General features: G+C 60.9%; 11 protein-coding genes. 5 read left to right on the top strand and 6 right to left on the bottom strand.

The window, feature by feature from the left end:
• Positions 1-4 precede the first annotated feature (4 nt).
• Positions 5-1,219: an FAD-dependent monooxygenase gene (locus KBY75_RS06460; RefSeq protein ID WP_255023388.1), complete on the top strand. Its 1,215-nt coding sequence runs from the start codon at positions 5-7 to the stop codon at positions 1,217-1,219.
• Between the two features lie 22 nt (positions 1,220-1,241).
• Complete coding sequence (locus tag KBY75_RS06455) at positions 1,242-1,667, top strand: hypothetical protein (protein WP_255023387.1); 426 nt, start codon at positions 1,242-1,244, stop codon at positions 1,665-1,667.
• On the opposite strand, the gene KBY75_RS06450 is transcribed toward KBY75_RS06455, so the two are convergent.
• Positions 1,650-2,000, bottom strand: a complete 351-nt coding sequence (locus KBY75_RS06450; RefSeq protein ID WP_254937729.1) for a hypothetical protein — start codon at positions 1,998-2,000, stop codon at positions 1,650-1,652. The two genes, KBY75_RS06455 and KBY75_RS06450, sit on opposite strands and share 18 nt — an antisense overlap.
• Before the next feature lie 162 nt (positions 2,001-2,162).
• Here KBY75_RS06450 and KBY75_RS06445 point away from each other — a divergent pair, with 162 nt between their 5' ends.
• On the top strand, positions 2,163-3,818 hold the full coding sequence (locus tag KBY75_RS06445) for an alpha-D-glucose phosphate-specific phosphoglucomutase (protein ID WP_255023386.1): 1,656 nt from the start codon (positions 2,163-2,165) through the stop codon (positions 3,816-3,818).
• A gap of 121 nt (positions 3,819-3,939) precedes the next feature.
• Complete coding sequence (locus KBY75_RS06440) at positions 3,940-4,674, top strand: ion channel (RefSeq protein ID WP_255023385.1); 735 nt, start codon at positions 3,940-3,942, stop codon at positions 4,672-4,674.
• Between the two features lie 114 nt (positions 4,675-4,788).
• Here the strand turns inward: KBY75_RS06440 and KBY75_RS06435 are convergent, their stop codons facing one another.
• The 4 genes from KBY75_RS06435 to KBY75_RS06420 form a co-directional block, all read right to left on the bottom strand.
• A complete protein-coding gene (locus KBY75_RS06435; protein WP_255023384.1) occupies positions 4,789-5,232 on the bottom strand; it encodes a hypothetical protein in 444 nt (147 codons plus the stop codon).
• Entirely contained in the window at positions 5,232-8,537 is a 3,306-nt protein-coding gene (locus KBY75_RS06430) for an efflux RND transporter permease subunit (RefSeq protein WP_255023383.1), read from the bottom strand. Before KBY75_RS06430 ends, KBY75_RS06435 begins: the two co-directional genes overlap by 1 nt.
• Positions 8,538-8,544: 7 nt before the next feature.
• Entirely contained in the window at positions 8,545-9,585 is a 1,041-nt protein-coding gene (locus tag KBY75_RS06425; RefSeq protein ID WP_255023382.1) for an efflux RND transporter periplasmic adaptor subunit, read from the bottom strand.
• Positions 9,586-9,696: 111 nt separating this feature from the next.
• Positions 9,697-10,830, bottom strand: a complete 1,134-nt coding sequence (locus tag KBY75_RS06420) for an efflux RND transporter periplasmic adaptor subunit (RefSeq protein WP_254937735.1) — start codon at positions 10,828-10,830, stop codon at positions 9,697-9,699.
• Between the two features lie 59 nt (positions 10,831-10,889).
• Between KBY75_RS06420 and KBY75_RS06415 the strand changes: the two genes are divergently transcribed.
• Complete coding sequence (locus KBY75_RS06415; protein WP_255023381.1) at positions 10,890-13,184, top strand: AAA family ATPase; 2,295 nt, start codon at positions 10,890-10,892, stop codon at positions 13,182-13,184.
• A gap of 89 nt (positions 13,185-13,273) precedes the next feature.
• Here the strand turns inward: KBY75_RS06415 and KBY75_RS06410 are convergent, their stop codons facing one another.
• Positions 13,274-13,957 (bottom strand): alpha/beta hydrolase, encoded by a 684-nt coding sequence (locus KBY75_RS06410; RefSeq protein WP_255023380.1) that lies wholly within the window; start codon positions 13,955-13,957, stop codon positions 13,274-13,276.
• Between the last annotated feature and the right edge of the window lie 153 nt (positions 13,958-14,110).

The raw sequence follows: 14,110 nt of genomic DNA, 5'->3' as shown, positions 1-14,110 counted from the left end.
CCCCTTGAACCACCGCCCCAAGGTGGTGGTAGTGGGTGCCGGACCGGCTGGCGCCAGCTTGGCCCTACTGCTAGCCCGTGGCGGTGTGGCCGTAACCCTGGTTGAGGCCGGCACCAGCCTGGAGCGTCAATTCCGCGGCGAAGCGCTGATGCCCTCAGGGCTAGAGGCCCTGGCGGCCATGGGGCTACTCGAGCTGATTCCAGGCCTGCCCCACCGGCCCCTGGTGGGATGGCGCTTCGTGGTGAATGGCCAGGAGCTATTCACCGCCAGCGAGCCTCTCGGCGGCGATCCCAGCCGACCCTGCACCCTGGTGAGCCAGCCGGCCCTGCTGGAGGCCCTGCTGAAACTTGCCGGCACCTACCCCTCCTTTGCGATTGAGCGCGGGCAACCGGTGGTCGACCTGCTCTGGCAGCAGGAGCGGGTGGCGGGGGTGCAACTGCGCGATGGCCGTCAGCTGCCTGCCGACCTTGTCGTCGGCTGCGATGGCCGGGGCTCCCTGGTGCGCCAGAAGGCAGGGCTAACGCTGCAGAGCAGCCCCAGCCCGATCGACTTGCTCTGGTTTCAACTGGCCAGTCCCGCGGCCTCGCCCTTGGCTGGCTCCTTCACCACCCTGGTGGGTCCCGAGGGGGTTTTCAGCGCTTTCGAAAGCGCCAGCGGCGGCTTGCAGCTGGGCTGGGTTATGGGCAAGTCTCAAGCCACACCCGAGCTCAGTAGAGAAGGCTGGATCGAGCGGATGGCAGCCTTGAGTCCGCCGCAGCTGGCGGCCTGGCTACGGGAGTGGAGCGGCGGATTGGGCCCGCCCAGCCGGCTGACGGTGCAGGTGGGACTAGCGGAGCGCTGGTGCCAACCGGGCCTGCTGCTGCTTGGCGATGCGGCCCACCCGATGGGACCCGTGCGCGCCCAGGGCATCAACATGGCCCTGCGTGATGCCTGGGTAGCCGCCAGGCGGTTGTTGCCGCTGCTCAGCAGTGGCTGCAGCGGCGCTGCCCTTGACGGGGTGGCCGTCCAAATTGAGGCGGAGCGGCGGCCCGAAATCACAGATATGCAAACCCTGCAGGCCGCCGAAGCCGCCCGGGGAGAGCAGTTGCGGCAGCAGGGTTGGTTGCGGGGGGCTCTGGCGATCGCCGCCCCCCTGGTGGGCCCGGCAATCGCTGCCCACTGGAGCCAGCAGCAACAATCGCTGCGCCAGGGACTAGCCCCGCTGCCAGGACCGCCATGATGGGGGCCACCCCGGTGGAACCATGGCCGCGCCTCGGATTGATCCAGCACTTGCCCTTGGCCTGATCGCCCTGTTGGCTGCCCCTCTACAGGCAGCACCCAAGGACCCGCCCTACCCCTCCATGGAACTGTTGCGCGAGCTCCAGCTCCACACCTTCGACTGCGGCAGAGACAACACGATTGAAGCCTGCGGCAAGGCACGCACCATGGCCGATCCGCTGCTGGATCACCCCCGCCTAGGCGCCAACTGCAAGGACGCCATCTGGACGATCCGCGAACGGGCCAAACCAGCTGCCACCAACACTTTTGAGCGGCGTGAGGCTCTCAACAGAGCCGGCCAGGACCTGATCCCCTTCTGCAAGCAGCAGACCCGCTCGGTCGCCCCGAGCAAAACCGACAGCAAACCCCAGGAGAAAAAGGGCGGGTTTGGCCTAATTCCGGGCTCCTGATCCTGACGCCGCCTGGCTCTCGATCAGGTCCAGCACCTGCTGGGCAGTGCTGTTCATAAACGCCAGCGACCAGCCGACCTGCACCACCGCCTGATCGGCCAGGGCACAGAGACCATCCTTCTGAGCGGCAACTTCACAGCTGGCAGAAAGGCCCAGCAAGGCATTGGTGAGCTTGCCGCGCAGGCAGGTTTCCTTGCCGCGGCGATGGATCACGGCTTCAGCTGCCAAACGACTGCGCTGAACTGCCTCCCCCAAAGGGAGAGCGCGGGCTCCCCCCATCACTGCCGCCCTGCCGGCTTCTGTGGCTGCCAAGGAGCTCGCCGTTAGTGCCAAGCCAGCCAAGCAAGCCACTCTCCAAATGTGCCCGCTGGCAAACCTGCTTTCGGCCAATGCCCCTCTCCCTATTCAACTGCCTTCCCTTGGAAGCTAGTCAGTTCTGTAAGGGTGACAAGCCAAGGCTAATTTGGTGCCCCAGTGCCTCCGTGGATTCGGCCGATGACCAGCAGTAATCCCGTGAGCATTCGGCAGATTTCCCTGGCCCAGCCTTTCACCGACCAGAAGCCCGGCACCTCAGGCCTACGCAAAAGCAGCCGCCAATTCCAGACTCCCCACTACCTGGAGAGCTTCATCGAAGCGAGCCTGCAGGTGCTGCCAGGCGTGGCCGGCGGCACCTTGGTGGTGGGAGGTGACGGTCGCTACGGCAACCGCGCAGCCATCAGCGTGATCGCCCGCATGGCCGCCGCCCATGGCGTGGCCCGGCTGATTACCACCACCGGCGGCATCCTCTCCACTCCGGCCGCTTCCCACCTGATCCGCCAACACGGCGCCGTGGGCGGGGTGATCCTCTCGGCCAGCCACAACCCCGGCGGCCCCGATGGCGATTTCGGCGTCAAAATCAACGGCGCCAACGGCGGCCCCACCCCGGAATCGATCACCGACGCGATTTACGCCGCCACCTTGGAACTAGGCGGCTATCGGATCTGCGCAGGCGGCAGCGATCCCGACCTCTCGGCCCCTGGCCGCAGCAGCATCGGCGATCTGCAGGTTGAGGTTATCGATGGCGTCGACGACTACGTGGCGCTGATGCAGCGCCTGTTCGACTTCGACCAGATCGGCGATCTGCTGCGGGGCGACTTCCCGATGGCCTTCGACGCCATGCACGCAGTGACCGGCCCCTACGCCAGCCGCATCCTCGAAGAATTGCTTGGCGCTCCCGCGGGCACGGTGCGCAACGGCATACCCCTGGAAGATTTTGGCGGCGGCCACCCCGATCCCAACCTCACCTACGCCCACGACCTGGCCGAGCTGCTGATGGGCAGCGATGCCTACAAATTCGGTGCCGCCTGCGATGGCGACGGCGACCGCAACATGGTTCTGGGAGCGCGCTGCTTCGTGAACCCTAGCGACAGCCTGGCGGTACTCACCGCCAACGCCACCTTGGCCCCGGGCTACGCCGATGGCCTAGCCGGTGTGGCTCGCTCGATGCCCACCAGCGCCGCCGCCGATGTGGTAGCCAAGGAGCTCGGCCTGGCCTGCTTCGAAACGCCGACGGGCTGGAAATTCTTTGGCAACCTGCTTGATGCCGGTCGGATTACCCTGTGCGGTGAGGAGAGTTTCGGCACGGGTTCCAACCACATCCGCGAGAAGGACGGCCTCTGGGCCGTGCTGTTCTGGCTGCAGATCCTGGCCAGGAAGCGGGAGCCGGTGAGCAGGATCATGGCCGAGCACTGGAGCCGTTTCGGCCGGCACTACTACTCCCGCCACGACTATGAGGCGATCCCCTCCGAAGCCGCCCACGCCCTCTACGCGCGGGTCAAGACCATGCAGCCCGCGTTGGTGGGCCAGGCCTTCGCCGGCCGTAGCGTCGCCACCGCCGACGACTTCGCCTACACCGACCCGGTGGATGGCTCCCTCACAACCGGCCAGGGGCTGCGACTGCTGCTCGATGACGGCAGCCGGGTGGTGTTGCGCCTTTCAGGCACTGGCACCCAGGGGGCAACCCTACGGGTGTATCTAGAGAGCTATGTGCCGCCCAGCGGCAACCTCAGCCAGGATCCCCAAATCGCCCTGGGCGAGCTGATCACAGCCATCGATCAACTCGCCGAGATTCGCAGCCGCACCTGCATGGAGCAGCCAACGGTTATCACCTGAATCAAGCAGGCGTCTCCTGCTTTACCTCCGAAAACGGCTGCCCGCGTAAACCAGCTGGGGCGCGTCGTCTGATCATGTGATCGTGCTCCAGTTCGACCCATGCCCGCATCTGGAAACGTAGATGCAATCGGAGAGCCGAAAGGACTGGATTGAGCGCGTAAAGCCGTTGATTCGCAAACCGGAATCCATCAAAGCGCTAACTAGTCTGGAGCCGTGGTTCCAGTTGCCCAGACAACCGATTCACACCGCTCCTAAGCGTTACAAACAAGCGAAACTAGTTTGGATTGGCGTGGTAAGCATTTCTCTAATGCTGAGTCCCCATGTGAGCGCTCTACTGGCCGGAGCAGCTGCGGCTGGGGTGCTCTTAAGCAACTATCCAACAACGCCTCAGCTATCGCGCTGCCCTGAAATCGGCAGCCTCCCGGGCATCGTGCTGGGGATGTTCATTGCCACAACGCTCATCCATACATTGGTGACATCCTTACAAGCGGACCTGGTTCACTCAAAACGTCTGAGCGCCTGGTGCTCAACAAGCGGCGGAGGGCGCCACTTGTTGATTGCCATTGGCGCACTCATGACTGCAGCCACGTTGTTCCTGGAAATTATCCTCTGGGCATGGGTCTATCGCCACGTCGGCGCTATTCACGGACTGGAAGCAAGCTTGTATTTCTCAGGCATCACATTCACAACAGTTGGATACGGAGATATCACGCTAGCCAAATGCTGGCAATTACTCAGCATGGGAGAAGCTGTCAACGGGGTGCTAATGGCCGGCTGGAGCACCGCTCAATTAATTTTTCTTGTCCAGAGAATGATGATCTTGAGCGTACAATCTGAAAGAATAAAAGCAGATTGATTCTAAATCAAGATCTATTTCGGCCTCACCCGGCTTGGCGTTGCACCGCACAACTAATTTCAACTCAACTATGTGCAGCTGACCATCTCAAGCATCTGCGTGATTCGATCCCAATCAATCTGCAGCAGAACCAGCCGAAAGCCGGAGGGAAGCCAGATAGCTGGAGTGGGCAGACCTCGACCAGTAAACAGCCAGAGAAATCGCGACAAGCTCATTGATCAACATGGCGCGGATGTAGGAAATCAATTCTATTTCACCTTGAGCCAGCAGCCATAATTGAACGATCAAGATCTTGACAACCCCAAGCCACAAGATCACTCGAAGCCAGGAAAGAGCCCTCAGTGACTTCTTGCTCGTAACAACAAACATGGCGACCAGAACCGTAAGCGAAAATGCAATTCCCATCAGATGCGGGAGGACCAGCTCATCGATGCCTTGGGATGGAAGCAGCCGCAACCCGGCCACAAAGAATGCTAAACAAACAGCCTGATGCACATAGACAATCCTCGTGAATAGGCCAAATCCCCAAGGCCTTGACTGACGAGGATTTGCAGCCATCAATTCGGACCGGAAATGGTAGGAACAGCAACGCTTCTGGATTCAGCTCCTCCACCGCCCTCACCAAACCAACGCGCCTCCAGCTGCTTAATCAGCACATAAAAAGGTGGCACCACTCCGAGCGACAGCACCGTGGCCACCAGCAGACCGCCGAAGATCACCGTGCCCAATGACTGCTGGCTGTTGGCACCGGCCGTGGTGGCCACCACCAAGGGCAGGAAGCCAGCCAACGAGGCAATGGCCGTCATCAGGATCGGCCGCATTCGGGATTCAGCAGCGGCCATAGCCGCCTCGACGACGCCCATGCCCTCCTCCAAATGCTGTTCGGCCACCTCCACAATCAAGATGCCGTTCTTGGCCGCCAGACCGATCAGGGTCACTAGCCCCACCTGGGCATAGATGTTGAGATCGATCGAGCGCAAGGCCAGGAACACCAGGGCACCCAGCATGGCCAGAGGCACCGTCATCAGAATGATCACGGGCGTGACATAGCTCTCGTACTGGGCCGAAAGCACCAGATAAACGATCAGGATGCCCAGACCAAATACCAACACGCTTGCGTTACCAGCAGAAAGCTGCAGCGAGGCCAGACCAGTGAATGCATAACCAATATTATTGAAATCGAGCCGCTTAAATATCTGCTGAATAGCCGTCAATGCCTGACCAGAGCTCTTGCCAACGGCCTCAGCGCCCTGTACCAAAATAGTGCGGTAAAGGTTGTAGTGGCTAATCACCGGAGGTGCACTGGTGAGGTCCGACGAGGCAAACTCACTGACCTGCACTAGTTTGTTGTCGCGATTGCGCACGTAGTAACTGAGCACATCCTCAAGTGTGCTACGGCCGGATGCCTCTGACTGCACGTAGATATTGCGCACCTGGCCATTTTCGTAGGTCAAGCCTGAGTAGTTGCCACCTGCGAGCACGGCAATTGTCTGCATTGCCTGCTGAAAGTCGATGTTCAGTGCACCCATGATCGAGCGATCGATCTTGAGCCCAAAGGCTGGGGCGCTGGGGATGAACTGGGTATAAAGGCTTGAAAACTGATCGGATGCAGTTCCAGCAGCTACAAGCTTTTGGGCTAATGCGTCGAGTTGGTTAAAGCTGTATGCGCCATTACTTAAGTCATTGAACTGAAAGTAGAAGCCACCCTGGGCCGAAAAACCAGGAATCGCCGGCGGCTGGGCTGCGACTACTAGACCACTACTAATCTTGGAAAGCTTGGCATTGAGTCGCTCCACAATTGCCGGAGCTTTCTGATCAGCTCCGCTGCGCTCCTCCAATGGCTTGAGGCCGAAGAAGAAAACACCCTGGTCTGGGCTGGAGCCGTTGAAGCCGTAGCCGCTAACCACCGAAGCTGCCGTGATATCAGGCTCCTCCTTGAGCACCTTGGCGATCTCGAGACCGGTCTGCTGGGTAAGACTGAGGGAGGCACCATTCTGTAGCTGGAAAATCCCCACCCCATATCCCTGATCTTCCTCCGGAATGAACGCCGAAGGCAGGGCGGAGAAGGCAAGAGCGGTCAGCACGATGCCGCCTGCCAGACCGGCGAAGACTAACTTGCGCTTGCGGATCAATACCTCCAGCAGACGGGCATAACGGCCCTGCAGCCAGGCAAAAAAGCTGTTGAAACGCTCAAAAATTAGGCCAAGCCTGCTGCCGGCGATACCGAACAGCACCACCCCGAACACGTAAGCACCGACACCAAAGGATGCGGCGCTGAAGCGCCCCAAGGCCAGGCCCACCACCACACCACCGATGGTCCAACCCCAACCCTTGGGCTTTGGAGGCTGCTCCGACTTGAGGATCAGGGCCGACATCATTGGCGAGAAGGTCAGGGCATTGAAGGTGGAGATGGCGATCGAAAAGGCGATCGTGAGGGCGAATTGCTTGTAGATGATGCCAATACCACCCGGGTAAAAAGCTACTGGCACAAATACCGCCATCAGCACGAGCGATGTAGCGATCAGAGCACCAGTTAGCTCACCCATACAGGCCATTGCCGCCTTGCGTGGACTCATGCCACTCTCAAGATTTTTAGAAACTGCCTCGATTACCACGATGGCGTCATCCACCACCAAGCCAGTGGCAAGCACCAAGCCCAGCAAGGTGAGCTGGTTTATGGAAAAGCCAAAAGCATTGATGAAGGCGAAAGTACCAATGAGTGAGATCGGGATCGCCAGGCTAGGCACCACAGTGGCTCGCCAATTCTGCAGAAACAGAAACAGAATCACAAGTACCAGCACAATTGCCAGGCCAAGGGCGTCGGTTACACCCTCAACCGCAGACTCAATAAACTGACCAATATTGTAAATCTGCTTAACCGCGATCCCCGGTGGAGCTGCCTGGGTAAATTGATCCATCACTGCCACCACAGCTTCTGATACATCCAGAGCGTTGCTCTCAGGGGTTTGGAACACCGCAACGGTGATAGACGGAAACCCGTCGAAACTCACCGCCTGCTGAGCAAAGGTATTAAACCCATAGGTAGCCTGGCCCACATCGCGGAGTCGCAGCAAATTACCCTGGGGTGACTTACCAACTATCAGGTCGTTAAGCTGATCTACCGACATCAAGTTGCCGTTGTCGGACACCAGGATCGGGTATGCGAACAGCTGATCTCCTCCTGCTGGCGGACCACCAATCAGGCCACCAATAGCGATGCTATTTTGACTCTTAACCGCACTGACGATTTGGTCGGCAGTCAGCTGGTTGGCAATGAGCTTGCTTGGATCAACAAACAGCCAGAAGGCGGGGTTACTACCTCCCAGCAGATTGACTTGAGCTACTCCGGGGACCCGCTCAAGCTGGTAGTAGAGCTGCTCATAAATCAAGCCATTGATATAGGAAGCATCAAATTGACCCTGGCTAGACGTGACCTGATAGGCAAGCAGAATCGAGGGTGTGCTCTGCATCACCGACACCCCAGTTGCCGAGACCTGTTGGGGCAACTGGGGCATGGCCAGGGAAACGCGGTTTTGAACGTTTACCTGGTCGATGTTGATATCAGTGCCTTCGTCAAAATAAACCTGAATGATGCTCTGACCGGTGTTTGAACTAGTTGACGAGATGTAGGCAGCACCCGGCACGCCATTGATCTGCTGCTCGAGCGGGTTGGTAACTGCCTGTTCAGTAACTATGGAATTAGCCCCGCCGTAATTGGACGTCACCTGAATAAGCGGTGGCGCAATATTCGGCAGGTTTTCAATTGGCAGACTGGGGATCGCAATGATTCCCATCAGCACGATCAGGATGCTGCAAACGGTCGTAAGAACAGGCCGCTTGATGAAATTATCGGAGAGTGACATATCTTTCTCAGTTGCTTCCGCTCGAGAGTTTCACCGGCATACCGGTACGCAACAGCGCCGTATTGGAAACCACAACCCTTTCTCCTTTCTGCAGGCCCGAGACCAGCGGGTAACGATTGCCCTCCAGCTCACCAAGCTGCACTGGGGTTTGCACCACGATCGGAGTAGCTGGCGGCAGGGCCTCAAGCTTCTGCTTCTGCGCCTCAGGGATTTGGGTGGAGGCGCGGATCTTGGCGAGCACCTGGCTGAGTTGCAGCACCCGATAAACAAAAGGCTGTTGGGCCTGCATCATCACTGCCTGGACAGGCACGGAAAGCTGGCGGGTGTTGCCGGTGACAATCAGGTTGCGCACGTACTGACCTGTTTTGAGCTGGCCGCTTGGGTTAGGGAAGGAGGCCTTAACTAGCACCGTGTTTGGCGAAGAACTACTACCGCTAACTCCGTAGTAAGGAGAAATAAACACCACCTTCCCCGTCGCAGCTAAAGGCGGGTTGCCCTGGGTCACCAGCTGCACGGTCTGGCCAAGCGCAACTCGCGATGAGCGAGTGGCGGGCACATCCATCAGGGTCCAAAGACTTGAGTTATCGACAATGCCGGTGATCGCCTGTCCTTGGCGCACGTAATCACCCAACTTCACCGTATCGAGATCGCCGATCTCACCACTGATCGGTGCCGTCACGAATTTGTAGCCCAAGGTGGCCGCATTGGCACGCACTTGGTCGCGGCTTTGAATTGCCTGGGTGACGTAGAAGTCGCGATCCTTGGTGGATACCGCTCCCTGCTCATTCAAAAAAATGTAACGCTCCGCATTAACCAGATTCTTACGGGCCTCGGCCTTGCTGGCATCCAGGTTTGCCGATTGCTGCACGTTGTCGAGCACCAAGATCGGCTGGCCCGCCTTCACCCGCTGGCCCTGGGTCGCCAGGATCTTCACCACTCGCCCATCAACCTCGGGGCGCAGTGCCACATCACTGGTGGAGCTGAGCTGGCTGATCACCTCAATCGAGGGGCTGAAATCAGCCTCGCCGATGGTCTCGACCTGAACCACCAGCGGTGGCCGGGAGGCCTGTTTGGTGGCACACCCCCCTGCGCACAACAGGCCGATAAGAGAGGTGACCGCAACCGCTCTGTTCACATCCACTGAGCACCGAAGCGCAAGTTACCGGACCCCGGCCTTTTTGGCCTGCTTCGCAAGTTGCACAGGAGCACCGTGGCGCAGATTGAGCAGACCAGCGGTGATCACCCGATCACCACCCTGAACAGCACCCTGACCAATGCGCTGCAGTGGATAGAGGGTTCCCTGCAGATCACCCAGCTGCACCGGAGTTTGCAAGGCAAACAGGGTGCCGCTCGGCAACCGGCGCAGCTCGGCTATGGGGGCCTTGCCTGGCCGCTGCTCCAGCTCAGCCAAGCTACCCACTAAATAGATGAAGGGCTGTCCTGCCAACCGGGTCACCGCGGTGAAGGGAACGGCCAACTCCTGGCGCCGATCCAGCACCAGCCGCGTGCGACTGCGCTGGCCATTGCGCAGGCTGCCCCGCGGATTAGCAAACGACGCCTTCACCAGCAGCGTCTGAGTTGGAGCGCTCACCCCCGGATCCACCGAGATCACCGGGCCCTCCGCCAGGGGCTGGGAGCTGGAGGCGGCCAGCAGCAGCACCCGCTGGCCCGGCCGAACACGATCGGCATAGGTGGCAGGTATGTCTATGCGGGCCAAGAGATTGTCGTTGCGGATCAAGCGGGTAATCGGCACGCCCGCAGCAATCACATCGCCCTGCTTGACGCGCAAATCCGCCACCGTGCCGCTGATCGGCGCCCGCAAATCCTTGAAGGCGAGGTCGGCCTCCTTGGCTACCAGGGCTTCGCGGGCAGCGATGTAGGCCTGGCGAAATTCATCCCGCTGCAGGGCACTGGCTGCACCCTGGCGAGCCAGATCCTGATATCGCTGGTAATTGAGGCGGTTGGTCTGCATCTGAGCGCGCAGGCTGGCCACCTCGGCCCTGAGCTGGGCCTGATCGAGCACCAGCAGCAGCTGCCCCTGGCGCACCCGATCTCCTTGAGCCACCAACAATCGCTGAATGCGGCCCCCCGCCTGGGCCGCCAGATCCACCTCCTCCTCAGCCTCCAGGGTGCTCACGGTGTCAAAACTGGCTTGAAATTCGGCAGTTTCCAGGCGCTGGCTCTGCACCACAGGTATTCGGGAGGCTGGCTGGCGGCCCTGCTGACAGCCCACAACCAGGGCAGAGGCCATCGCCGTGAAAAGCAAAAACTGGGAAGCAACAGGGCGGTGCATGGAAGTGATGGTGGCTCGGGCGCGCCGCGTGGCCGGAGCGTATCGCCGGCGGGCCGATGATGGACTCAGAACGGCGCTGCGGCGACCTCGTGAGCGACCTGTTCAGCCATCAACGCGACATCACCCTGGCCCGGGTCGCGCCCCTGGCCGACAGGCTGAGGCCCCGCAGCCTTGATGACTTCGTCGGTCAGGAGTCGATCCTCGGCGTAGGGCGCCTGCTACGCCGCGCCATCGCCGCAGATCGAGTCGGCAACCTGATCCTGCACGGCCCGCCGGGGGTGGGCAAAACCACCCTGGCCCGGATCATTGCTGGCAGCACCAGGGCCCACTTCAGCAGCCTCAATGCCGTACTTGCCGGCGTCAAGGATCTGCGGGCCGAGGTGGACGCGGCCCAGCAGCGCCTGGCGCACCATGGCCTGCGCACCACCCTGTTCATCGACGAGGTGCACCGTTTCAACAGTGCTCAACAAGATGCCCTGCTGCCCTGGGTAGAAAACGGCACGGTGAATCTGATCGGAGCCACCACCGAAAACCCCTTTTTCGAGGTGAACAAAGCCCTGGTAAGCCGTTCGCGATTGTTTCGCCTGCAACCGCTTGAGCCAGCACACCTGCGCCAGCTGCTGGAGCGGGCCCTGCGGGATCCGGAAGTGGGCTACGGCGGACGCTCGATTGACTTAGCCGCAGCAGCGGCCGACCACCTGGTTGATGTGGCCGGGGGCGATGCCCGCAGCCTGCTGAATGCCCTGGAGCTGGCGGTGGAGACCACTCCTCCCGGCGCTGATGGCTCGATCAGGATCGATCTGAGCATCGCCGAGGAGTCGATTCAGCAGCGGGCGGTGCTCTACGACAAGCAGGGGGATGCCCACTTCGACACGATCAGCGCCTTCATCAAATCCTTGCGCGGTTCCGATCCAGATGCGGCCCTTTTCTGGTTGGCCCGCATGGTGGAGGCGGGCGAAAATCCTCGCTTTATCTTCCGGCGCATGTTGATCGCTGCCGGGGAAGACATCGGCTTAGCCGATCCCCAGGCCGTGGTGGTAGTGGAAGCCTGCGCGGCCAGCTTCGAGCGAGTGGGATTGCCAGAGGGGCTTTACCCACTGGCCCAGGCAGCTCTCTATTTGGCGGGAGCGGAGAAGAGCAACAGCGTGCTGGGTTTCTTCGATGCCCTCAAAAGCGTGCGCAGCGCCAACCGCCAGCAGGTGCCCGCCCACCTGCGCGACGCCAACCGTGATGGCCAGGCTTTTGGCGATGGAGTGGGCTACCGCTACCCCCATGCCTACGCCGAGCACTGGGTAGCCCAGCAGTATTTGCCTGGCGCACTTCAAGGTGAGATCTTCTGGCAACCGGGCAGCCTGGGCTGGGAGGGCCAGAGGCGCGAGCGCCTGCAACAGCGGCGAGCCGCCCAGCTGGCAGCTGCCGCCGAGATGGCGGCGGATCAGGGCGACGTGCTTAGCAGCAGTCCGGAGGATCCCCAGCTGGAGCGCTGGCTGCAGCGGCAAGCCGCCGCCGAGGGAGAACGACTCGACACTCTGAGACGTCGGTTCTGGGATGGGGTGGGCTGGCGGCGCCACGACCGGGTGCTGGTGCTGGAAGCGAGGTCGTTGCTATGGGCCCTAGATCCCCTGGCCGCTACGCCCGAGGGCGGGGTAGTGATCACCGTGGCCCAGGCCTCCGACCTGGAGCGGCTGCAGGCCCAGCTAAAGGTGCTCGAAAGCCTGCGCCAACCCCAGCTGCTGCTGGTGCCTCCCCAAACCCCTACCGCCCTTAGCTCCCAGCTCGAACCGCAACTCGCACTTGACTCCGGGGCCCGCTTCGACTGGGTGATAGCGCGGCAACCCTGGCAGGGCCTCAGCGCCGAACAACTCGAGGCCTGGATCGGCCAGGCAGGCGCGCTGCTGGGCCACACCGGCCAATGGCGCCTGCTGTTCAGCACTCCCCAACTCGGACCAGCAGCAGGCCTGCGGGCCCTGATCGGCACGGCAGAAACATCCCTACAAACCCTGCTGGAGGAGCTAACCCACCTGGAGGGGCAGCGACTGATCCAGGCCCAGAGCACCGGCCTAATCAGCCAACGCAGCTTGATCGCCGCTGGATGGCAAGTGCAACAGGAGCAGTGGCAGGAATCACTCCAACTCGAGCTGACGGCCGAGCTGATCGAACGCTGGCTAGCACCGGCCAGCCCCTATCTCGAAGCGATGGCCGCACTCCGGGGCAAGCCCCTAGCCAGTGATGCCGTGCAAAGTCTCCAAGAGGCGTTCAGCCGTCTGCTGGGCCAGCCCCTGCCCCAGACCCTTGAGCACACCTTGGTACGGGCAAGACGAGTGGACGCACTGCAAACACTCCACAACCCATGAAAAAAGCCCCGGCGCTAGCCGGGGCATCTGGGGTGGCGATTCGCCTAAGGCGAGCCGAACACCAAGGCCATGCTCTCCAAAGGCCAGGCTCACCAGAGGCCGCGGATGGCCTCAGATTCAACTTGCTGAACCGGAGCAGGGGCCATTGTGCGCACTTCAGCCACGGCATCGGCCATCTGGTTGGCCTGAATGCAGGCCGGCAGAAACACGTACCAGGAGAGCAGAGAGGTGCACTGGGCGTCACCTTGGCAACGACCTTCAGCGCAGACGTTCTGGGCACCGGTGTAGGTGTTGCAGAAGTCGGCCAGGCGCATGTCGGTAGGCAAGGCATTCATGATGCCGGCCGAGGAGATCTGGCCGTCACGGGCATCGGCCACGATCGCTGAGCGCAGAGCCTGCACCGCAAAGGTGTTCATGCTCCAGTAGGGGAAGTAGCTGGTGGTTTGGTTCTTGAGGAACTTCACACCGGCATCCGAGTAGAGGAAGCGGGAGACGCCAACCAAGTCCACGTTGTAGGTCTTGTTCATGCCTTCACGCACCTCGGCAGCGGTCCAGCCGGAACGGCTAAGGCCCCCTTCCAGGCCCCGATCGGTGACTTCACCAGACTGCAGGAATGTATTAAAGGCGTCCTGGTTGGTGGACCACACGGCGCCGCCGGTGTTCCAACGAACGGGGAGATTGTTGTCGACTGCGGCAGACGCTGGCAGCGCCACCGCCGATAGGGCCGTACCCACAAAAAGGCCGGCCAGCAAACGTTTGATCACGACAAACATGGCATCAGTTCATTTCGAACGTAGCCATGCCATGCGGCGTGTCACCAAAGAGGTAAGTCTGCAGGGAACATCGACACAGAAACAAAAGGTTTTTGCTGTATTTCAGGAGCAAATCTGCGTTTTTAGAATGATCATGCGCCCTTTGGGCCCCGT

The organism is Cyanobium sp. T1G-Tous (assembly GCF_024345455.1).
Classification (GTDB): domain Bacteria; phylum Cyanobacteriota; class Cyanobacteriia; order PCC-6307; family Cyanobiaceae; genus Cyanobium_A.
This window is presented reverse-complemented; position numbering and strand designations above follow the sequence as displayed.

Bases quoted from the DNA above. Each gene is read 5' to 3' on its own strand.
- KBY75_RS06455 (WP_255023387.1), top strand. From the start codon at position 1,242: ATGGCCGCGCCTCGGATTGATCCAGCACTTGCCCTTGGCCTGATCGCC.
- KBY75_RS06445 (WP_255023386.1), top strand. From the start codon at position 2,163: ATGACCAGCAGTAATCCCGTGAGCATTCGGCAGATTTCCCTGGCCCAG.
- KBY75_RS06440 (WP_255023385.1), top strand. From the start codon at position 3,940: ATGCAATCGGAGAGCCGAAAGGACTGGATTGAGCGCGTAAAGCCGTTG.
- KBY75_RS06435 (WP_255023384.1), bottom strand. From the start codon at position 5,232: ATGGCTGCAAATCCTCGTCAGTCAAGGCCTTGGGGATTTGGCCTATTC.
- KBY75_RS06430 (WP_255023383.1), bottom strand. From the start codon at position 8,537: ATGTCACTCTCCGATAATTTCATCAAGCGGCCTGTTCTTACGACCGTT.
- KBY75_RS06420 (WP_254937735.1), bottom strand. From the start codon at position 10,830: ATGCACCGCCCTGTTGCTTCCCAGTTTTTGCTTTTCACGGCGATGGCC.
- KBY75_RS06415 (WP_255023381.1), top strand. From the start codon at position 10,890: ATGGACTCAGAACGGCGCTGCGGCGACCTCGTGAGCGACCTGTTCAGC.
- KBY75_RS06410 (WP_255023380.1), bottom strand. From the start codon at position 13,957: ATGTTTGTCGTGATCAAACGTTTGCTGGCCGGCCTTTTTGTGGGTACG.